Origin of the sequence: Geopseudomonas sagittaria (genome assembly GCF_900115715.1) — a bacterium.
Classification (GTDB): domain Bacteria; phylum Pseudomonadota; class Gammaproteobacteria; order Pseudomonadales; family Pseudomonadaceae; genus Geopseudomonas; species Geopseudomonas sagittaria.
In genome coordinates, this window is the sequence record NZ_FOXM01000016.1 from 34350 (window position 1) to 53528 (window position 19179).

17 protein-coding genes are annotated in these 19179 nt (G+C 63.6%); 9 read left to right on the plus strand and 8 right to left on the minus strand.

Annotation, left to right across the window (positions count from 1 at the left end; genetic code table 11):
* The first annotated feature begins 2 nt into the window (after positions 1 to 2).
* From traD to BM297_RS17295, 6 genes are all read left to right on the plus strand, one after another.
* Entirely contained in the window at positions 3 to 2135 is a 2133-nt protein-coding gene (gene traD, locus BM297_RS17270) for a type IV conjugative transfer system coupling protein TraD (protein ID WP_092433766.1), read from the plus strand.
* A gap of 6 nt (positions 2136 to 2141) precedes the next feature.
* Positions 2142 to 2873, plus strand: coding sequence for a TIGR03747 family integrating conjugative element membrane protein (locus tag BM297_RS17275; RefSeq protein ID WP_092433768.1), 732 nt, complete (start codon positions 2142 to 2144; stop codon positions 2871 to 2873).
* 108 nt (positions 2874 to 2981) lie between these two features.
* Positions 2982 to 4250, plus strand: coding sequence for an AAA family ATPase (locus tag BM297_RS17280; RefSeq protein WP_092433770.1), 1269 nt, complete (start codon positions 2982 to 2984; stop codon positions 4248 to 4250).
* Positions 4250 to 4723, plus strand: a complete 474-nt coding sequence (locus BM297_RS22185) for an RloB domain-containing protein (RefSeq protein ID WP_139231079.1) — start codon at positions 4250 to 4252, stop codon at positions 4721 to 4723. The genes BM297_RS17280 and BM297_RS22185 overlap by 1 nt, the downstream gene beginning before the upstream one ends.
* A gap of 46 nt (positions 4724 to 4769) precedes the next feature.
* Positions 4770 to 5135 carry a histone-like nucleoid-structuring protein, MvaT/MvaU family gene (locus tag BM297_RS17290; protein WP_092433772.1) on the plus strand — a complete coding sequence of 122 codons (366 nt, stop codon included), beginning with the start codon at positions 4770 to 4772 and terminating at the stop codon, positions 5133 to 5135.
* A gap of 85 nt (positions 5136 to 5220) precedes the next feature.
* On the plus strand, positions 5221 to 5493 hold the full coding sequence (locus BM297_RS17295) for an HU family DNA-binding protein (protein ID WP_092433774.1): 273 nt from the start codon (positions 5221 to 5223) through the stop codon (positions 5491 to 5493).
* A gap of 605 nt (positions 5494 to 6098) precedes the next feature.
* Here BM297_RS17295 and BM297_RS17300 read toward each other — a convergent pair.
* The 8 genes from BM297_RS17300 to BM297_RS17330 form a co-directional block, all read right to left on the minus strand.
* The gene (locus tag BM297_RS17300; RefSeq protein ID WP_092433776.1) at positions 6099 to 6974 is read right to left on the minus strand and encodes a DUF7281 domain-containing protein; all 876 of its coding nucleotides are present in this window, start codon (positions 6972 to 6974) and stop codon (positions 6099 to 6101) included.
* Positions 6971 to 9745: a coiled-coil domain-containing protein gene (locus BM297_RS17305; RefSeq protein WP_245768287.1), complete on the minus strand. Its 2775-nt coding sequence runs from the start codon at positions 9743 to 9745 to the stop codon at positions 6971 to 6973. Before BM297_RS17305 ends, BM297_RS17300 begins: the two co-directional genes overlap by 4 nt.
* The gene (locus BM297_RS17310) at positions 9742 to 10341 is read right to left on the minus strand and encodes a condensin complex protein MksE (protein WP_092433777.1); all 600 of its coding nucleotides are present in this window, start codon (positions 10339 to 10341) and stop codon (positions 9742 to 9744) included. Before BM297_RS17310 ends, BM297_RS17305 begins: the two co-directional genes overlap by 4 nt.
* Positions 10338 to 11582, minus strand: a complete 1245-nt coding sequence (locus BM297_RS17315) for a hypothetical protein (RefSeq protein WP_092433779.1) — start codon at positions 11580 to 11582, stop codon at positions 10338 to 10340. The genes BM297_RS17310 and BM297_RS17315 overlap by 4 nt, the downstream gene beginning before the upstream one ends.
* An 87-nt stretch (positions 11583 to 11669) precedes the next feature.
* Positions 11670 to 14978 carry a DEAD/DEAH box helicase family protein gene (locus BM297_RS17320; protein ID WP_217648276.1) on the minus strand — a complete coding sequence of 1103 codons (3309 nt, stop codon included), beginning with the start codon at positions 14976 to 14978 and terminating at the stop codon, positions 11670 to 11672.
* Complete coding sequence (locus tag BM297_RS22000) at positions 14948 to 15205, minus strand: DUF4145 domain-containing protein (RefSeq protein WP_217648277.1); 258 nt, start codon at positions 15203 to 15205, stop codon at positions 14948 to 14950. Before BM297_RS22000 ends, BM297_RS17320 begins: the two co-directional genes overlap by 31 nt.
* Positions 15206 to 15239: 34 nt before the next feature.
* Positions 15240 to 16436 (minus strand): restriction endonuclease subunit S, encoded by a 1197-nt coding sequence (locus BM297_RS17325; protein ID WP_092433781.1) that lies wholly within the window; start codon positions 16434 to 16436, stop codon positions 15240 to 15242.
* Positions 16433 to 18049: a type I restriction-modification system subunit M gene (locus tag BM297_RS17330; protein ID WP_092433783.1), complete on the minus strand. Its 1617-nt coding sequence runs from the start codon at positions 18047 to 18049 to the stop codon at positions 16433 to 16435. Before BM297_RS17330 ends, BM297_RS17325 begins: the two co-directional genes overlap by 4 nt.
* 194 nt (positions 18050 to 18243) lie before the next feature.
* Between BM297_RS17330 and BM297_RS17335 the strand changes: the two genes are divergently transcribed.
* From BM297_RS17335 to BM297_RS17345, 3 genes are read left to right on the plus strand one after another with little or no spacing between them, the layout of a single operon-like run.
* Complete coding sequence (locus tag BM297_RS17335; RefSeq protein WP_092433785.1) at positions 18244 to 18564, plus strand: integrative conjugative element protein, RAQPRD family; 321 nt, start codon at positions 18244 to 18246, stop codon at positions 18562 to 18564.
* Entirely contained in the window at positions 18561 to 18800 is a 240-nt protein-coding gene (locus BM297_RS17340) for a TIGR03758 family integrating conjugative element protein (RefSeq protein WP_092433787.1), read from the plus strand. The genes BM297_RS17335 and BM297_RS17340 overlap by 4 nt, the downstream gene beginning before the upstream one ends.
* Before the next feature lie 17 nt (positions 18801 to 18817).
* The gene (locus BM297_RS17345) at positions 18818 to 19177 is read left to right on the plus strand and encodes a TIGR03745 family integrating conjugative element membrane protein (protein ID WP_092433789.1); all 360 of its coding nucleotides are present in this window, start codon (positions 18818 to 18820) and stop codon (positions 19175 to 19177) included.
* Positions 19178 to 19179: the final 2 nt, after the last annotated feature.

Consider the following 19179-nt stretch of genomic DNA (forward strand, 5'->3'; position numbering starts at 1 on the left):
CCGTGGCCGAGCATGTACTGGAGTCCAAACTGCGGCCGGCGGTAGAGCTTTACAGTGCGGCCCTCTGTGCCGGCGCCGCTACCCTCTGCCTCAACTCGCCCTGGGCGGTGGCGCTGTCGCCGGAAATTGGCCTGGGCGCTGCCGTTGGCTATGGCCTGTTCGGCCTGCTCCGCCTGCATCAGGCCTGGCAGGTGCTGCGTTACCGCCGGCATATCCGCCGCCTGCCGCGCTATGCCCTGACCAGCCGGCAGATTCCGATCAGCCAGCAGCGCCTGTTCATCGGCCGCGGCTTTCGCTGGACGCGCCTGCATACCCAGCGCCTGGTCGAGGCCCAGGACCCAGCGGTGGCCTGCTATATCGAACAGCCCTGGCTGCAGCGTGCAGCCAGGCGACTGGAGCGCAGGCTGGAGCACAGCCTGCCGCCGCTGCGCTGGCTGCCTCGGCTGACCGCCTGGGATAGCTCTTTCAATCCGCTGCGGCCGTTGCCGCCAGTGGGCGGCTCGCCACTGCTGCATGGCGTCGAGCCCGACGAGGTCGAGGCCAGCCTGCCGCTGAACGAGCGGGTCGGTCATACCCTGGTGCTGGGCACCACCCGAGTCGGCAAGACCCGCCTGGCCGAGGTCTACATCACCCAGGACATCCACCGCGGCGAGGTGTGCATCGTCTTCGATCCCAAAGGCGATGCCGATCTGCTCAAGCGCATGTACGTAGAGGCCCGGCGCTCCGGGCGCGAGCAGGAGTTCTACGTCTTCCACCTGGGCTGGCCGGAAATCTCCTGCCGCTACAACGCCGTGGGCCGCTTCGGCCGGGTCTCGGAGGTCGCCTCGCGCATCGCCGGCCAGCTCAGTGGCGAAGGCAACTCGGCCGCCTTCCGCGAGTTCGCCTGGCGCTTCGTCAACATCATCGCCCGCGCCCTGATCGAGCTGGGCCAGCGCCCGGACTACCTGCTGATCCAGCGCCATGTGGTGAACATCGACGCGCTATTCATCGAATATGCCCAACACTTCTTCGCCCGGCATGACCCCAGGGCCTGGGAGCTGATCGTGCAACTGGAGGGCAAGCTCAACGAAAAGAACATCCCCCGCCACATGCAGGGCCGCGAGAAACGGGTGGTGGCCCTCGAACAGTACCTGTCGGCCAAGCGCGTCTATGACCCGGTGCTGGACGGCCTGCGCTCGGCGGTGCGCTACGACCGCACCTACTTCGACAAGATCGTCGCCAGCCTCTTGCCGCTACTGGAGAAACTCACCACCGGCAAAACCGCCCAGCTGCTGGCCCCCGACTACACCGACCTCAGCGATCCGCGGCCGATCTTCGACTGGCTGCAGATCATCCGCAAACGCGGCATCGTCTATGTCGGCCTGGATGCCCTGAGCGACGCGGAAGTGGCCGCAGCGGTAGGCAACTCGATGTTCGCCGACCTGGTTTCGGTAGCCGGGCACATCTACAAGCACGGCGTCGACCACGGCCTGCCGCAGTCGGCGCAAAGCGCCAGACAGGTGCCGATCAACCTGCATGCCGACGAGTTCAACGAGCTGATGGGCGACGAGTTCATCCCGTTGATCAACAAGGGCGGCGGCGCCGGCATCCAGGTCACTGCCTATACCCAGACGCTGAGCGACATCGAGGCGCGCCTCGGCAACCGCGCCAAGGCCGGCCAGGTGATCGGCAACTTCAACACCCTGCAAATGCTGCGGGTGCGCGAGACCGCTACCGCCGAGCTGTTGACCCAGCAGCTGCCCAAGGTCAACGTACTGACCCGCACCCTGGTCTCCGGTGCCACCGACACCGCGGACCCGCAGGCCAGTACCGATTTCACCTCCTCCTCCCAGGACCGGGTCAGCGCCACCAGCGTGCCGCTGATCGAGCCGGCGCATATCGTCAGCCTGCCCAAGGGCCAGGCGTTTTCCTTCCAGGAAGGCGGCCAACTGTGGAAGGTGCGCATGCCTCTGCCCAGACCGGCGCCCGACGACGCCATGCCGGCCAACCTGCAGGAGCTGGCTCGGCACATGCGCGCCCGCTACAACGACAATGCCGGCCAATGGTGGCGCGCCAGCGGCGGTGGCCCCACGGAGGATTTCGATCCCGAGCGCGGCCTGAATTCGGGCATGCCCGCCGACGCCAAGCAGGAGTGACCACCCATGGCCACCCCCGTGCAACATGCCGCCCAGCAACAGCGCCAGCGCACCACCCTGTTCAGCGCCCTCCTCGGCCTGCCCTGGAAGGTTATCGGCCTGCTGCTGGTATCCCTGCTGTTCTCGGTGCTGCTCGAATATGCCGGCCTGCTGCTGTTTTGGCCGGAACAGGGCTGGCGGCACAGCCAGGCCATGCTACACACGGAGCTGAGCTGGCTCGGCGAACACTTCCGCCAATCCCTGATCACCAGCCAGCCCGGACAGAGCGTGCGCCAGCTGGTGGAGTCGCTGCACGAGTGGCTGTTCCAACGCAGTGGACTGCTCGACTATGCCCGACAGGCACGCAGCCACAGCCGTAACGACAGCCTGACCAGCCTGATCGCCCAGTTCTATGTGCTGCTCGAGGATTTCGTGCTGGCTGCCCTGTTCACCGGCCTGACCTTCGTGGTTAGGGTCTGCATCCTGGTCCTGGCCACGCCGCTGTTCGCTCTAGCCATGCTCACCGGCCTGGTCGACGGACTGATGCGCCGTGACCTGCGCAAGTTCGGCGCCGGTCGGGAAAGCAGCTTCGTCTACCACCGGGCCAAGAGCCTGGTCGTGCCGCTGCTGGCGGCACCCTGGATGCTCTACCTGACACTGCCGATATCCCTCAACCCGCTATGGATCCTCCTGCCGAGCGCCGCCATGCAGGGGACGGCAGTAGCGATCACGGCCGCGACGTTCAAGAAATATCTGTGAGCATGCCTTCCCCTCAGCATACGCAGCCACCCCAAGTAATAAATTGATATTTTGACGTAGAGCTGCATAATTATAAAATATTCTTGAGAAACGCCCCGGGATAGCCCAATGCTGATCGAGTTCCGCGCCAAAAACTTCCGCTCGTTGCGCGACGAGCAGGTGCTCAGCCTGGTGGCATCCAAGGACAAGAGCCTGCTGGACACCCACACCCAGGCCACCGGTATCAATGCCGCACCGGCCCTGCTGCGCAGCGCCGTCATCTACGGGGCCAACGCAAGCGGCAAGTCCAACCTGATCAAAGCCCTGCAGTACATGCGCGGGGTCGTGATCGAGTCCGCAACCGCCATCCAGCCCGGACAGCCCTACAGCGTTCAGCCCTTCCGACTGGACATGGAATCAGCCAAGCAACCCACCGAGTTCGAAGTGACCTTTCTGCTTGATGGCGTGCGTTACCAGTACGGTTTCAGCATGACCAGCCAGCGGATCCTCAGCGAGTACCTGCTGGTCTACAAGAGCTTCAAACCCCAGCGCTGGTTCGAGCGCCATCTGGATCTGGAAACGGGCAAGGATGTCTACGAATTCAGCGCCAGCCTCAAAGGCCCCAAGGGGGTATGGGAGGGTGCCACGCGCCCCAACTCCCTGTTTTTGTCGATGGCCGTGCAGCTCAACAGCGAGGCTCTGCGCCCTATCTTCGACTGGTTTGCCAACCAGCTGCTCATCCTCAACGAGCTGAATCCGCTAAACATGAATGTCTCCATCCAGAAACTGAAGCAGGTGGAAGGCCGTCGGGAAATCTGCAATTTCCTATCGGCGGCGGACATCAGCATCGCGGATATCGACATAGTGACGCGCAAGGTACCCGGCCAGTCCGTGCACTTCGACCTGGCTGGCGGCAAGACCGAAGTACGCATGGAAGAGGTCGAAGAAAATCAGCTGCGCTTTCACCATGTCACCGACAAGGGCAAAGCGATATTCGAGCTTGCCGATGAGTCAGGCGGCACACGCAGCCTGCTGTTCCTCAGCGGCGCAGTACTCGACATCCTGGCCAACGGCCGGATCCTGGTGATCGACGAATTGGATACCAGTCTGCACACCCTGCTGGTCCGGGAGCTGGTCAGGCTGTTCCACACCCCGGAAGTCAACGCGAACGGCGCCCAACTCATCTTCAGTACCCATGACACATCACTGCTGGATGACCCGGACCTTTTCCGCCGCGACCAGATCTGGTTCGTTGAGAAGGACCGGGATCAGGCTTCGCAACTGGTCGCCCTGGTAGAGTTCAGCCCCCGCAAGAACGAGGCACTGGAGCGTGGCTACCTGATGGGGCGCTATGGCGGCATTCCCTTCATCGGCAATACGCTGGGACTCGGACACTGATGGCGCGTGACAACTCGCCCAAGGCGCGTCAGCAGAAGGATCTGCAGCGCAAACAAGGCCAGCGTGCGAGCCATGACCGCATCCTGATCGTCACGGAAGGCAGCAAGACCGAGCCGCTGTATTTCCAGGAGATACGCGCCGTCTATCGCCTGAACACCGCCAGTGTGGAGGTACGCCACAGTGCCCATGGGCCTGCGCCAATCCAGGTGGTCGAATATGATCATGAGCTTTTTCTGCAGGGCAATCGCCACAACCGCATTCAACCCAAGGCATTCGAGCAAGTTTATGCCGTATTCGATCGTGACGAGCACCCAAGCTACGCGGCTGCACTGCAAGAGAAGAAAGCCCTGGACGACACCCAGATTGCCGAGCTGCGGCGTCGCGTCGATGCGCACGAGCCGAAATCCGCCCTGGCCCGCGAGTTCGGCATCAGCCGTGCCACCCTTTATGAATACCTGCGCGCCGGCAATTAGCCGGCCGCATCCGATTTGATTCCGTTACCAAACCAAAGGAGATGACATGTCCAAACTTGCCGAATTTCGCCGCGCGGAGCAGGCCCTCAAAGAACAGCTGGCACTGCTGGAGAAGCTCCAGGGCGACAGCGGCCTCCAGCGCGAGATGGAGTTCGAAGACAAGCTGAAGGCGCTGATGGGCGAGCACGGCATGGATCTGGCGAAGGTGGTCGCCATTCTCAATCCGCAGCCAACCGAGCTTGAACCGGCCGCGCCGGCTGTCGTGAAGCAGCGCCGTGCCCGTCAGGTGAAGCTGTATGTGCAACCGGTCACCGGCAAGCGCATCGAAACCAAGAGCGCGAATCACGCCTTGCTCAAGGCCTGGAAGGCAGAGTTCGGGGCAGACGTGGTCGAGGGCTGGCTACAGGCCTGATGACGTCGCCGCAGTCGGATGAGCCCGAGCCTGCGGCCACCTCACTGTTTATACTCATGGCCCACATCCCAATCAGGACTGAAGCATGAACAAAGCTGAGTTGATCGCTGCTGTTGCCGCATCCGCCGACCTGCCGAAAACGACTACCACTGCTGTTCTGGACGCCTTCACCGCGGCCATCACCAGTACGCTGCAGAAGGGGGAGCATGTCACCCTGGTTGGCTTCGGCACTTTCGAGGTTAAGCAACGTGCCGCGCGTGAGGGTCGCAATCCGCAGACCGGGGCAGCTTTGCAGATCGCAGCCGTCAAGGTGCCGGGTTTCAAGCCGGGCAAGGGCCTGAAAGACGCAATCAACTGACCGGAGCCAGGCGCCCCGCTTCTTCTCGTGGCGATCCTCCATCCCGACCACGATGAGCTTGGCAAGCCTGTATTCATCAACCACCCGAGCACACCGACGGAGATCGAGGCCTGGGCTGATCCAACCGCCATCGCCACGGTTGTGCCCGGCGGTCAGATGCCAACCAAGCTGAACGGCGTTGCCCTGACTCGTTCGGCGCCGACTGGAAAATCAGCCTCGACTACCACCAGGCCAAGAGCCTGACCGTGCCACTGCTGCTGCCACCCAGGATGCTCTATCTGACCCTGCCGACCGCCCTAAACTCACCATGGCTCCTGCTGCCGCGCGGGGCTATACCAATTGCAGGCGGCCTCAGTCATCTAGAAGCTGGAAAGCAAAGGTGCTTCCTCGCTGGAAACCGTGGTGCAGACTCTCGGCCTGACCGATGAGCTGCAGTCGCTGTTCATCTTGCCCTGCCAATCCAGCGCCCAGTTGGAACGGGCCGTACAGGCACAGCAGGTGCAACGGGGGCGGGCGCCGCGGAGAAAGCGGCAATGAAACCCGCCAGTGGGCGAGCAGACATCCGATCTGGCGCAATACGGTTGCGCACTGTCGCAGTGCAGCCCTCAAGGCTCCCCCAGGAACACGCTCTCCTGCTCCAGCGCCAGCCCCTCGGCCTGCATCGTGCGGCAGAGCTCAGCCACCGCCGCCGGCATGCCGTCGATACTCAGGCGTCTCACCGCATCCTGAAAGTTGGCGAGATTGTCCAGCCAGATCCGCCGATTGCCATATTGCCTCAAGCGCTCGGACCAGCCGGGTATTAGCCAGAGCTCACAGCCACCGCCGAGCCGCTCGCGCAGGCGGGCGAAGTTCTGCAGACCGATGCCATCGTAATCGGGGAAAAGGATCACCTGTGGGGCGCGCGGCTGTGCCGCCAGCCAGTCGAGCATCAGGCTGCTCAACTGACCGGAGTAGTAGCACAGAGCTCCGCCCGCATCGGCGGGCAACCAGCTCGGATCGTCGAACAGTGCCTGGTTCTCGACCAACCAGAGCGGCTCGTCGCAATGCCAACCGTCCCCCGACTGCACTGCCAGGGCCGCAGCACCACACAACCGAGTCAGCGCGGATAGCTCAACGACCGCCTCCTGCCCATCGCGCCAGCGCACCTCGGCTCCAACAGCCTTGAGCAGCAGGTAGTGCACGGCATGCCCGGCGCTGCCGCGCTTGCTGTCACGGTAGCGAGCCACATTCAGAGCACGACTCGGCAGGTCTGCAGGCAGTGCCTCCTGCTGGCGGGGGCGCAGTTGCGCCAGATGGGCCTCGACCCGCTCCCGTCCGACGATCTGGTACAGGCTCCCGCGCCCCCTGGTGGTCAGGCGCACGAAGCCGGTCTTGCGCGCGAAGTCATCAAGCGCCTGGCGCTGGGCCAGTGTGCAGTGGCTGATGGCAAGCTCACCGGCGACCAGCAGCTTGCCCAGCGCATCGGCAAGAGCACGGCTCATGCCACAACCTCCGACTCTTTCGGCTCGAGCAACTGCCAACTCTTGCGACTGATCTGGTTGTGACCATTGTGACGGCTGATCGGTACGCAATAGCGCGCGGTGGCCAAGGGCGCCGGCGAAGCGAAGATCAGCGCGAAGCCAAATTCCGCAGCAGTGTCGATCAGACTCTTCTGGTTGGGACCGTCGAGCGCCAGGGCTTCGTCCAGGTAGCAGGCCGCTCGTACCGCATGGCGCTTGTCCTGCATCTGGTGCAGTAGCGCCAGGCCGGTCACCAGCTTGGCCATCAGGACGGTGCCGTTGGACGCTGCACCATCAATGTCGGCGAAGGCCTCGGGCTTCTGCCCTTCCTTGCCGACGATGAAACTCAGGCGGAACAGATGCTCGACGGCCAGGCTGCCACGGGCTTCGCCCTCGCGAATCAGCAGCGTCTTGGCACGGTTGAGCATCTCGTCGTCGAGTACGCTGCCATGGTTGAACAGCTCAAAGGTCTGCCCTGAATCTACCTGTTCTGCGGTACTGATCAGCGTCTCGATGGCCTCGACCAGCTCGCGCTCGTCTTCCGGCTCGATCTTGAATACTTCCAGGTCGGACAGCCGGCGCCGACCGATCAACTGGTTGAACTGACGCATCTTGCCCTTGAAGGCATGCAGGCCATCGCGCAGCTGACGCAGGCAGGCAGTGACGTTGACCACCGCGGTGCGTGCTTTACGCTCGATGGCTTCGAACTCCTGGGGCAGATGCCGAGCGAACTCGATGATCCGGCGGATCTCGCTGTCCGGGTCCTCGGCCATCTGATACTTGGTCAGGCCGCCACCGTGCAGTTCGGCGCACAGGGTGCGAACCTCGCCCTCGATGCGCAATAGCCGGCTACAGTCCTGCAGATACTCTCGCAGATGCTCCGCCAATTGCTCGAGCGCCAGCTCGGCACTGCCCAGCCAAGGGTGCTGAGGCAGCTCGGCCAGATAGTCGAACAGCGGACCGCTGTCATTGCGCCGCTCGCGGCTGTAGCTGATTTCCCGGTTCTGCTGATCGAGCGCCTCCTGCCGCTGGCCCACTACCTGCAACTGCTCTCGCAAACGACGAGCCTCACCCTGCGCACCGACCAAGCGCTCCTCCAGTTGCTGCAAGGCCATCTGACAATCGTGCAGAGACCGTGCACGCACTACGGCGCCATCGCGCAAGACCACCAGTTGATCGAAGGCTGCGAGATCATGCTGCGTCTGCCGATAGTCGTCTTCCAGTTGCTGCTTGAGTAACAGGGCCTCACGCATCGCCTCGGCGGCCTGCAGTTGCTCGTCAAGCTGGGCTATGCGCTGCCTCAGCTCTGCCTGCTCCTCGCGGATTTCGTCTGCACTGCGCTGCCGGTGCTGCGCAGGCAGACTCGCCAGTTGCACGCTCAGGCCGGGTAGCTCGATGCACTCGGGATGGCGCAACCATTGCTCCAGACTTCGACGCAACAGCGTGCCATCGAGACTGAACCCCTCCTCCGCCAGCATCATCACCTCGCGGGCCAACAACCGGTTGACGGCGGCCAGCTGCGTCTCATCCAGCACCCGCTGCAAATGCTGATACAGATTGCTGGCGAGACTGGCCAGCTCTCGGTCCGTGCTGTCCAGTTCCTGCTGTGCCCGGCGGCGCTCACGGCGAATCTGCTCCGGACTGCTGCCCTGCGCCTGCGCCACCAGCGCCACCTGCCTCTCGTAATCAGCCCTGGCCGCCGCCTCCGCCTGCTCCAGCCGCTCACGCCGGTCGATCAGCGCGAAGCGCTGCTCCAGCTCCGCCTGACACCGATCCTCGGCTTGCAACCCAGCTTCACGGTGCCTGCCCCGCTCCCGCTCGGCTGCCCACTCCTGCTGCTCGCGCTGCAGACGCTCCTCGGCCTGCTCGACCTCCTCGCGCGCCAGTCGCAGCTCGGCAGATTGGCGCTGATAGTAGGCTTGCCAGTCGAGCAGTGCCTGATCGATCAGCGGACGGAAGAAACTCAACTTGCCCCGCAGTTGCAGACGCTCCTCATGCAGCCTTTCGAGCTGGTCGATACGCTCGCGCTGGTTCAGAGCCGCCAGGTACTGCGTGCGGTCGGCGTTGACGTCGGCGAAGGCCTTGTCCCACTCCTGCTTGAAGTCGATCCCGGCGTCCGACAGATCACGGCTGAAGATCTGCAGCAGATAGTCCTTGACCTCCCTCGACTGCAAGCGATCCAGGCGCAAGGTACGGGTCAGCACGCGCTGGAAGACCTCGGCCTGGCTAACCTGCTCCAGACGGAATACGGTGAAATCGCCCTGCTCACTCCGCCCGCGTCGGCCGCTGCCGTACACCATCTTGGTGAAGTCACTGCCGTTATAGCGCTCCGCGAGACGCCCGCGCATGGCCAGATGGCCGAGCAGCTGCGGCTGGGTCACCAGGCTGCCATCATCCAGGCGGTAATCGTCCAGCTCCAGCGAGCCGCGGTAGGCGAAGTACTCGTAGTCGTGGCTGACCCCCTTGCCGACGCAACCCAGCACCACGCTACCCGACTCGGGCAACAGTACTTCGAGCAGGATGTAGGCACTGTTGTGCGGGAAATAGAAACGCCGGCTGCGCTCGACATCGTAGGCGCCGAAATCCATCCGCCGCCGATCGATGATCAGCAAGAACTGCAGAGCATTGATCAGACTGGTCTTTCCAGTATTGTTCGGCGCCACCAGCGACACCGCCGCATCCAGCGGCAACTCGGCGCGCTGGTAGCCGGCGCTGTTGAGCAGTACCAGACGTTGAAAGCCATAGTCCATCATGGTGTCTCATCCTCCTCCGTAGTTCCGTCCAGATCGTCCAGTCCGACACTCTCATCCGCATCTCCGGCCTGCTGGCTGGCCAGCGCCTCGAAATGGTCCAGATAGCGCCAGACAGCCGGTAGCAACCGCCAGCCACCGGCAACCGCCTCGGCGAAGCCATGGGTACAGGCCCGGTCCAGCAGGCTGGCCAGCGATTCCTCGTCCAGCCCCTCGGCCTGCAGCAGGTCATGGCCGCGCTCCATGAGCATGGCGAGCAGTCCTCTGTCGAGACGCCAGTCGGTGAAGCGCTCCAGGTACGTCCCCTCGTCTGCCTTCAGTTCGAACAGCAGCATGAACAACAGCGCCAGCTGGCGAGTCGTCCGGCCGACGTTGCTGCTGGCGTTGTCGAAGTGGAACCAGGCAAAACCGCGCCCGTCCAGGCGCAGGTTGAAGCCCAGGCTGGCGAACAGCGACTGATACTGCTCCTGTTCCTTTTCCAGCTCGGCCCATAGTGCTGGTTCGGCGACGCGGTTGAGATGCTTGCCGGCATTGAACAGCTCGAACAGCTCGCCAAGATGAGGCAAACGCCCGAGATAAAGGGTGGCAACTTGAGTCATCGCGCGAAGATTCCGTGGGGATAATGAGTGACGCGCAGCCTGTCCAGCTCCGAGATCCGCTTCTGGCCCTCCTGCTCGAAATGCCAGTCCGGCTCGTTGATCAGCTCGTGGTACAGGCGTAGCAAGGTGGCATCGCTCAGGTGTGCATACTGCGCATGCAGCCAGTCCAGCAGGCTCGGCACCGGTCCGCTGGCAGCTAGGCGCTCGCGCAGCTCGACGCCATCCACCAGCTGCAGTTCGGTAACAGAGACCACGGAGGCCTCCTCCGGAAAGGTCAGGCTCACCGCCTGAAAATCGCGTGCTTCGGCCATGATCGCGCGCACCTCATCACCGACCGAAACCCGGCGCGGCCGTTCCGCTCGCCAGAGCGGCAATTCGGCATGGCGGAAGGTGCGCGTCAGGCCGCGCTTGCGTACCTGTCCCAGGAGCTGACTGACGGCCGCCGACAGGCTGTTGTGGCGGCGCAGCTCCTCGCGCAACGGCAACAGCGTGTCGCTGCACTGCTTGAGCACCTCGCGCCCCAGCCGGCGCAACTCCTTGGCCTGGAAGCCCGCCTGACGCACCAGCAGGCGCAGGGTGTACAGCGCTCCCTGAGCTGTGAGCACCTCCAAGCTGTAGTCGAGACGACGCTCGGCCTCCTCCAGCAGGCGGTAGAAGCTGCCCGCCGGACCGCTGTCCATCATCGCCGCCATCGGCTCCACGTAGTCGTCGTAGGCCTGCAGCACCTGGCGATAGCGACGCTCGGCCGGGATCTGGCTGTCTGAGGCCTTGGCCTTCTCGGCAATTTCCAGAATGGCGTGGCGATCCTGATCCAGCTGCTGGGCGATCTGGCGGAACAGCTCGGCCAGCTGCACAGCGGCCTGACGCAGCAGATCCAGGTCGCGGCGCTCCAGTGCCTCATTCAGGCGTGCGGTCGCCTCGCGAATGCCCTGCACCCGCGCCTGCAGTACGGCGGAAAGGCCCAGCTCATGCTCACGGGTCAGGCCGCGGACAAACTCGAGCACATGGGCATTGAGTTGCAACAGCTCATCGCGCGGCAGCACCTGGAGGATCTCGGCGTTGGTCAGTGTCCGCAAGACAGCCTCGCGCACCTCCAGCGTCATGCTCGGATCGACCTTGCCGATCAGCCCCAGCACCTGCTCCGCCTCAAAGGCCGGCTGCTCGCGGGAACGCTGTACCAGCCACTCAACCACCGACCAGTGGTTGTACAGGGCAAACACCAGAGAGCGTGGGTTAGCCATGGGCAATGCTCCTCAGTCCGTGAAAAAGCGGTCTCCCGCAGAATGCCTCTATCCTTGGAAACTCAGGCGCCCAGCAACAACCTCATGCTACGCATACCCGCCCTTGCCCTCCGCCGCCATTGGCATGGCCTCATCTAGCACCTCGTTCACCGCCTCGGCATTGGCGTTGATCGCACGGATGCGCTGCGCCAGGTCGGTGATCTGCTGCGGCTGGAACAGCCCGAGCAGGCCGGAGGCAAACGGCGGCTGGGTCAGGCGCTCCGGCGCCATCACGCCGTTCTGGGTGAAGTAGTCGATCAGCAGATTGACGAACTGGATCTGCGCACTGTTCATGCGCTGCTCGTCCAGGTACTCGGCGAAGGCGGCCTTGGCCTCGCCGCGGTCCAGGCCCACCAGCTCGCGGATGAACACGCCCAGCGGCTTGTCCGGGTGGATGCTCTTCTCGTAGGTCGCGCGGTCAGGCAGGCCGCTGGCGGCAAACAGCATGTCCTCCAGCACAGTCAGGTCATGGGTGGTGACCGGGCGGTTGCGCTTGATGCGTTGGATGGTCAGCTGATCCTCGTTGGCCTTGATGAAGGCCTCGACCTTTTTGCGGTACTGCAGCAGGGCGCCGCCGCTGGCGATGATGCCGATCACATCCTTCTCGACCGCCTCGCCCTGCTCGTCCTCGAAGCGGGTGTAAACCACCTTGCGCGCCTCGCGATCGATGAACTGCACCAGCAGCCGCAGCCTCAAGCGCAGCTCATCGAGCATCGGAATGGTCACGTCCTGCCACCACTCGTCGCTCTGCACCTGCTGGATGAAATGCAGCTGCGCTTTGACGTCCGGCACGCTGGCCTTGGCTTCCAGCTGGCGGGCCAGTTCCAGCACCTGCAGGCGCAGGTTTTCCGGGATCACGCCCTCCTCCAGGCGCGCCAGCTGAAGGCGCAGGGCCAGATGGTCGAAGCGCAGCGCCAGCTCGTTGCCCGCCTCGGCCGCACTGAAGGGCGCGGCCTCGCTGGGCAGGGCGCCGAGCTGATCGACCAGTTCGCCGAACTGCAGGGCATCCAGGCGGTTCCAGGCCTCGCGCTGGAGATAGCGCTCCACCAGTTGGCGGCGAGGGCGCACCATGAAGTTATCGAGATTCATCCCGGCCACACGGTGATGCAGCAGGTCGAGGGTGTAGCGTCGGTATCCCTGCTCCACCTCGTCCTCGGACTCGGCGAGCGCCGTGGCCAGTTGCAGGCGCTTGGCGAAAATCTGCTGCGACAGCGGTTTGGCCAGGCTATCCGCAGCACCTTCGGGATTTTCTTCGAAGAATTCGAAGTTCTGGCAGTAATCGAAGACCCGGAAATCGGTCTTGTCCTCGCCGGGCGCGAACAGGTCCTTGCACAGCCGCGTGCCGCGCCCGAGCATCTGTAGGAACTTGACCCGCGACTGCACCACCTTGAAGAACACCAGGTTGACCACCTCCGGCACATCGATGCCGGTATCCAGCATGTCCACCGACACCGCGATGCTCAGCGGAATATTCGGGTCGGTAGGTTCGCGCTCGCCCTTGAACTCGTCGATCAGGCTATCGGCGTACTTCTCCTTGTAGGTGATCACCCGCGCGAAGTGGCCCTTGTACGCCTTGTAGTGATGGTTGAAGCGCTCGACGATCAGTTCGGCATGAGCATTGTTGGCGGCGAAGACGATGGTCTTGCCCAGACGGTCGCCGCCGGCCACCTTGATGCCGTGCGCCATCAGCGCCTGCAGCACTTTGTCGACGGTATCGATGTTGAACAGGAACTGGTTGACCTCCGAGGGCAGCACCTCCTCGCGGTCGGCCAGCTCCTCCTTGCTCTCCCACTCCTCGCGCTCCTCGGCGGACAGCTCGGCATACTTCACTCCCTGACGCACGAACTTGAGCGGCACGCTGTAGCCGCGCGGCGGCACCAGCACGCCATCGGCGAAAGCCTCGTGCGCCTCGTAGGCAAAAGTCGGCACACCGTTCTCGATATCGAAGATCTGGTAGGTGTTCTTGTCGATCTCGCTCTTCGGTGTCGCAGTCAGGCCGACCAGCAGCGCATCGAAGTAGTCGAACAGGTAGCGGTACTTCTGGTAGATCGAGCGGTGCGCCTCGTCGACGATCACCAGATCGAAATGGCCGATGCCGCACAGACGCCGGTCGGCCGGCGCATTGAGCAGGTTCATCATGGTCGGATAGGTCGCCAGCGACACCCGGCTCTTCAGCGCGCGGGTGCCGCCGGAGAGAATTTCCGCGCTGGCCTTGGGCAGCAGCTTGGAAAACTCCTTCTTGGCCTGGCTGATCAGCGCGTTGCGGTCGGCGAGGAACAGCACGTTCTTCACCCAGCCGGCGCGCATCAGCACATCCACCAGGGCGATTACCGTGCGCGTCTTGCCGGTGCCGGTGGCCATCACCAGCAGGCTCTTGCGCTGCTTGTGCTGCTCGAACTGCTCGCTTACCGAGCGGATCGCCTGCACCTGGTAGGGCCGGCCATGGCCGGCGATGCTGCTGTCGACCGCCATGCCGGCCAGCGGGCTGGCCAGGCTGCGGCGGTCGAGCATGCGCTGCAGCTCGTCCCGATTGTGGTAGCCCTGGATCATCCGCGGCGGGTAGCTGGCGTCATCCCAGAACCAGATCTGGTAGCCGTTGGTGTAGTACATCAGCGGGCGCTGGCCGTGCATCTGCTGCAGGCAATCGGCGTACAGCTTGGCCTGCTGCCGCCCCAGTTGCGGCTCGACGGTGGCGCGCTTGGCCTCCACCACCGCCAGCGGCTTGCCGTCGGCGCCCCACAGCACGTAGTCCACGTAGCCGAGCCCCTTGGGGTTGGGCATGCCGGTGACTTCGTACTCGGCGACATTGGCGCCGTCGGGCTGCCAGCCGGCTTCGCGCAGCAGTTGGTCGATCAGGTACTTGCGGGTTTCCGCCTCGGACCAGTCGTGGCTGTCCGGCAGTTGCTGGTGCTGGGCCTTGTGGCTAGCTACCTGCGCCTGCAGGCGGGCCAGTTCGGCGCGCAACTCGGCGTTCTGGCGCTCCTGGACCGCCAACGCCTCGGCGGCCTTGTGGTCGCGCTCCTGCAGCTGCTGTTCCAGCGCCTTGAGCTGTCTGACGCTCTGCTGCACCAGCTGGGCGTCGATGGCCACCGTCTGCGGCATCTTCGCCGCGTCGAACACCTGATTCTGCGGCGGCTGGCTGGCGTAGCTGCGATAGAACCAGTAGAGGATATGGTGCAGCTCCTTGACCACCTGGGCGGCATCGCCGGCGGACACCTTGCGCTCGCTGTGTACCGCGGCGTTGCCGGCCTTCTGCACCAGTTTGAACTTGCCGAACAGCGGCGGCGGCAGCATGTTCTTGAAGCAGGGCTGGTGGATCAGGGTGTTCAGGCTGTGGTCGTAGCCGGGCTGGTCCATCGCCTGTAGACGAACATCACGGCGATGAACACCACCGAGTTCAGGCTGTGGTCGTAGCCGGGCTGGTCCATCGCCGGATCGAAACGGTAGACCCAGCCCACCGCCCGCTCCATGGCGTAGCGCGCATAGAAGCAGGCGGCGCGCGGATCGGCATGCACCAGGCTTTCGGCCTTGCCGGCGGGCTCCTGCAGCTCCGGCCATTCGACCATGAAAAGGAAGTTGCTCATCCGTGGTTCCTTCGAATTCGGGGCCGTAGCCGGGTCATGCCACCTTGGGCGTAAGTTCGCCTTTGAAAGCGCGTTGTATCAGGGACTGGAAAGCCTGTTCCAGCTCCGCCTGTTGCCGGCGCGCCATCTGTCGCTGCGCCTCGATCTTCTGCAGTGCCACGACGAACTGTATCTGCCGGTCAATGGTAACGGCTGGAATTTGCAGGCTTCTTATTTGCTCAAGATTCAGGCCTGGCTTTGTCTGCCCATACTGCAACTTTGAGATCTGAAGCTGACCACCAGATGGAAGCGACAGAAAAAACGACAAGAAAGTCGGATTCAAAGAACTCTCTAGACGCATCAATGAAACGTGCTGTGAAATGTAGGCCTCCCCCAGACCAGAAGGAACCTCACATACCCGACCAATACAGGATCCAGTAATAGTCAGAAGAACATCACCAGCCTCTACTTTAGTCCGCTTACTCTCCGCCGAACACGGGGGGCTGACATATGCAACCTCATTGGTATTGAGCTCATTCATTCTAACGTCCAGTGAGCGAATAAAGATTGCGCCACGATCCGCGTAGAACTCTGCCCACCCTCTAGATCCGCTAGTCAAAAATGCAATGTGCGTTCCTAGCGGCTCAGTAAATTGCCCAGCAACGCGAGTTGCTTCAGGAAACATCTCCAGAAACAGCCCCTGCGCCAGCCGATCAAGCTCCGTCTCCATCTGCTGCGCCTGCCGGCGCAGGCGGTCGACCTGCTCCAGCGCCTTGGCGATATGGCGCTGAACGGCGAGAGGCGGCAGCGGTATCCGATAGCGCTCAAGAAATCCGGTGGGTACACGACGTTGGCCGGCGCTGCCGGTCATGTTGAGCTCGCCGTCATGGCGGAGTTTGTCGTTCCACAGCATGTAGAACAGATATTTCCCGTCAAGCACCTCGGCATTGGGGCGAATGACATGGAACTCGGTCGAACCGAAACCAACATCGCCCTGCAGATTTTCGAGAAACGCAGCCTTACCGTTTTCAAAGCAAGGCGTGATCTTGGCCAGCAGCACGTCGCCGCGCGCGAAGTAGGTAAAGCCCTTTCTCACCTCGGCTAGCGGGCGCAGCTCCTGCGCGAGAATTTCACCGTGCTCGGAAATCGCAGCCATCGGCAGAAATACAACCGTGTCCGGCAGCTCCCTATCCTTCGGAATGCGCGGATTGAGAATGGCGATATCCGCGAGGCTCTTCGTCGGCCAGCTCACAGCATCCCCTCCAACGCCTCAATGCCCTGCTCCATCGCCTGCTGCAGCGCCTTGATCCGCGCCAGGATCACCTGCGGCGCGTCGTACTGCACTTCTTCGTATACCACCTGCTTGTAGCGGTTGATTGCCAGGTCGTAGCCGTTGCCGACGATTTCCTCCTTGGGCACCAGGAACGACTGTTCGCTGCGCACGCGGCCCTTCTCGCCCTCGCGGGCGAACCAGCGGTCGAGGATGTCCGGCAGGTTGCATTGCTCGTGGGCCTCGAAGGGCTCGCCCGCCTCGCCCAGCAAGCGCCGATTGAGCGCCTCCTGCTGCGCCTCGGAGAGCAGCGCATTGCGCTTGTCGTCCAGGCTCCAGCCGTCGGCCCGCATGTCGTAGAACCACACGTCGTCGGTGCCGCCGTTGCCGGTCTTGGTGAACAGCAGGATGGCCGTGGACACCCCGGCGTAGGGCTTGAACACCCCGGACGGCATGGAGATCACCGCGTCCAGCTTGTGCTTGTCCACCAGGGTCTGGCGGATCGCCTGGTGCGACTTGGTCGAGCCGAACAGCACGCCGTCCGGGACGATCACCGCGGCGCGGCCGCCGGTTTTGAGCAGGCGCAGGATCAGCGCCAGGAACAGCAGCTCGCTCTTTTCCGAAGGGCCTTTCTTCTCGGCGGCTTCCTCGCCGTGTTCCGTGGTCTTCTTGCGCGTCTGGGCCTTCTTCGGCGACTTGCCGAGCGCGGAGAGCAGATCGGGCGACAGCTCGTCGTAGGCGACCGAGCCCTTGAACGGCGGGTTGGCGAGGATCAGCGAGTAGGCTTCGCGGATGTTGCCCTCGCCGTGGTCGCTCAGGCTGTCGCGGTAGGCCACGGTGGGGTTGTTGACCCCGTGCAGCAGCAGGTTCATGGCGCCGATGCGCAGCATGTGCTGGTCGAAGTCGAAGCCGGTGAACATACGGTTGTGGAAGTGGCTGTCGTTGTCGTGGCGCAGCACCGGGTCGCCGTAACAGGCGCGCACGTATTCCTCGGCAGCCATCAGGAAGCCGCAGGTGCCTGCTGCCGGATCGCAGAGGGTGTCGCTCTTGTCGCCATCCAGCACCGGCGCGGTCATCGCCACCATCAGGCGGATGATATGCCGCGGGGTGCGGAACTGGCCGTTGGTGCCGGCGCTGCTCAGCTTGGAGAGCATGTATTCGTAGAGGTCACCACTGGTGTCGCGGTCGCGCAGGTCGAGCTGGTCGATCAGTTGCACCACCAGATCCAGCACCGAGGCCTTGGGCACCATGAAGATGGCGTCCTTCATGTGCTGGGCGAAGGTGCTGTCGGCGTCGTGCAGGTTCTTGATGAAGGGAAACACCTGATCGCGAACCCGCTCGTACATCTGCTGCGGGTCGATGTTCTTGAACTTGTGCCAGCGCAGGGCCTCCTGCCCCGGCGCGAACACCGGATTGTTCAGCGGCACGCCGATGGCGTTGGCGACCTGTTCGCGCTGGGTATGGATATCGTCGAGGCGACGGATGAACAGTAGGTAGGTGAACTGTTCGATGACGGAGATGGGGTTGCTGATGCCGCCGGTCCAGAAGGCTTCCCAGATCTTGTCGACCTGGTTGCGGAGCTTGCCAGTGAGCATGGTGTTCCTTGGGATTGCTGTAGAGAGGGCATGGTGCCACGTCGAAGGGCTCAACTTTAACCGATTGGCACCCGCTGCAGCGCCCCATACCTCGGCCGGCGCTGGCTAAACCGAACCCCTGCCGTTCAGTTTTCCCACTGACAGCCCCGGGCCCCCTTGCCAATGATGGCCCCAAACCCGACGGGGACATCGTCATGCCTGTATCGCTTCGTGCTTGCCTGATCGCCCTGCTGTACTGCGCCAGCGCCGCGCCGGCGCTGGCCGCTTCGGCCGACGAAACCAGCCGGCTCACACTGGTCCTGCAGCAGCTGGCCAACATCGAGACGCTGGCCCGCGAGGCGGAGGCCGGGGCCTCGACGGCCGCCGGCGAGCGCTACTTCTTCGACTACCCGCGTCTGCACCAGGATCTGCAGCGCATGCGCAGCGGCGTGCAGGACTATCTCGCCCCCTCCCGCGCCCAGCCACGCGATCCGGCCGAGCTGAGCGGCGCCTACCGGACGGAGGTGGCGCCATGAGCATGAGCACCGCGCAGGTCACCGCTTTCAGTACCGCCAGCGGCTTCAGCGTGCAGGACAGTTCGGCCCTGTGGCTGGCCCTGGTGTTGCTGCTGGCCCTGCTCTGGTGTGTCTGGGTGCTGTGGAACGGCTACCGCGGCTGGGCGAGCGGCGCGGTGTCCTTCGGCACCTTCGGCGGCGTGGCGGCCCGCGTGCTGCTCGCCTGGCTTGTCCTGCTGTTCTTCACCCTTTCCTGACCGCGGAGATCACCGCCATGCGTACCGTGAAATGCCACCTGCGTGACCGTACCTGCCAGCGTCTGCTGTCCGTGCTGCTGATGCTGCCCCCCAGCCTGACCTTCGCCGCCCTGCCCACCATGGAGCCGCCCTCGCGTGGCGCCGGCACCGGTCTGGTCGAGACGATCAAGAACTACGCCTATGACGGCGGCATCCTGCTCGGTCTGATGATCGCCCTGCTCGCCTTTCTCGGCGTGGCCTGGCATTCGCTGACGGTGTATGCCGACGTGCAAAACCAGCGCAAGACCTGGAAGGACCTGGGTGCGGTGGTCGGCGTCGGCGCCTTGCTGGTGGTGGTCATCATCTGGTTCCTGACCAAGGCCGCCGAGATCCTGTGAGA

Bases quoted from the DNA above. Each gene is read 5' to 3' on its own strand.
- BM297_RS17295 (WP_092433774.1), top strand. From the start codon at position 5,221: ATGAACAAAGCTGAGTTGATCGCTGCTGTTGCCGCATCCGCCGACCTG.
- BM297_RS22185 (WP_139231079.1), top strand. From the start codon at position 4,250: ATGGCGCGTGACAACTCGCCCAAGGCGCGTCAGCAGAAGGATCTGCAG.
- BM297_RS17320 (WP_217648276.1), bottom strand. From the start codon at position 14,978: ATGGACCAGCCCGGCTACGACCACAGCCTGAACACCCTGATCCACCAG.
- BM297_RS17345 (WP_092433789.1), top strand. From the start codon at position 18,818: ATGCGTACCGTGAAATGCCACCTGCGTGACCGTACCTGCCAGCGTCTG.
- BM297_RS17280 (WP_092433770.1), top strand. From the start codon at position 2,982: ATGCTGATCGAGTTCCGCGCCAAAAACTTCCGCTCGTTGCGCGACGAG.
- BM297_RS17275 (WP_092433768.1), top strand. From the start codon at position 2,142: ATGGCCACCCCCGTGCAACATGCCGCCCAGCAACAGCGCCAGCGCACC.
- BM297_RS17330 (WP_092433783.1), bottom strand. From the start codon at position 18,049: ATGCTCACTGGCAAGCTCCGCAACCAGGTCGACAAGATCTGGGAAGCC.
- BM297_RS17335 (WP_092433785.1), top strand. From the start codon at position 18,244: ATGCCTGTATCGCTTCGTGCTTGCCTGATCGCCCTGCTGTACTGCGCC.
- BM297_RS22000 (WP_217648277.1), bottom strand. From the start codon at position 15,205: ATGAGCAACTTCCTTTTCATGGTCGAATGGCCGGAGCTGCAGGAGCCC.
- BM297_RS17315 (WP_092433779.1), bottom strand. From the start codon at position 11,582: ATGGCTAACCCACGCTCTCTGGTGTTTGCCCTGTACAACCACTGGTCG.
- BM297_RS17305 (WP_245768287.1), bottom strand. From the start codon at position 9,745: ATGATGGACTATGGCTTTCAACGTCTGGTACTGCTCAACAGCGCCGGC.
- BM297_RS17340 (WP_092433787.1), top strand. From the start codon at position 18,561: ATGAGCATGAGCACCGCGCAGGTCACCGCTTTCAGTACCGCCAGCGGC.
- BM297_RS17310 (WP_092433777.1), bottom strand. From the start codon at position 10,341: ATGACTCAAGTTGCCACCCTTTATCTCGGGCGTTTGCCTCATCTTGGC.
- BM297_RS17300 (WP_092433776.1), bottom strand. From the start codon at position 6,974: ATGAGCCGTGCTCTTGCCGATGCGCTGGGCAAGCTGCTGGTCGCCGGT.
- BM297_RS17290 (WP_092433772.1), top strand. From the start codon at position 4,770: ATGTCCAAACTTGCCGAATTTCGCCGCGCGGAGCAGGCCCTCAAAGAA.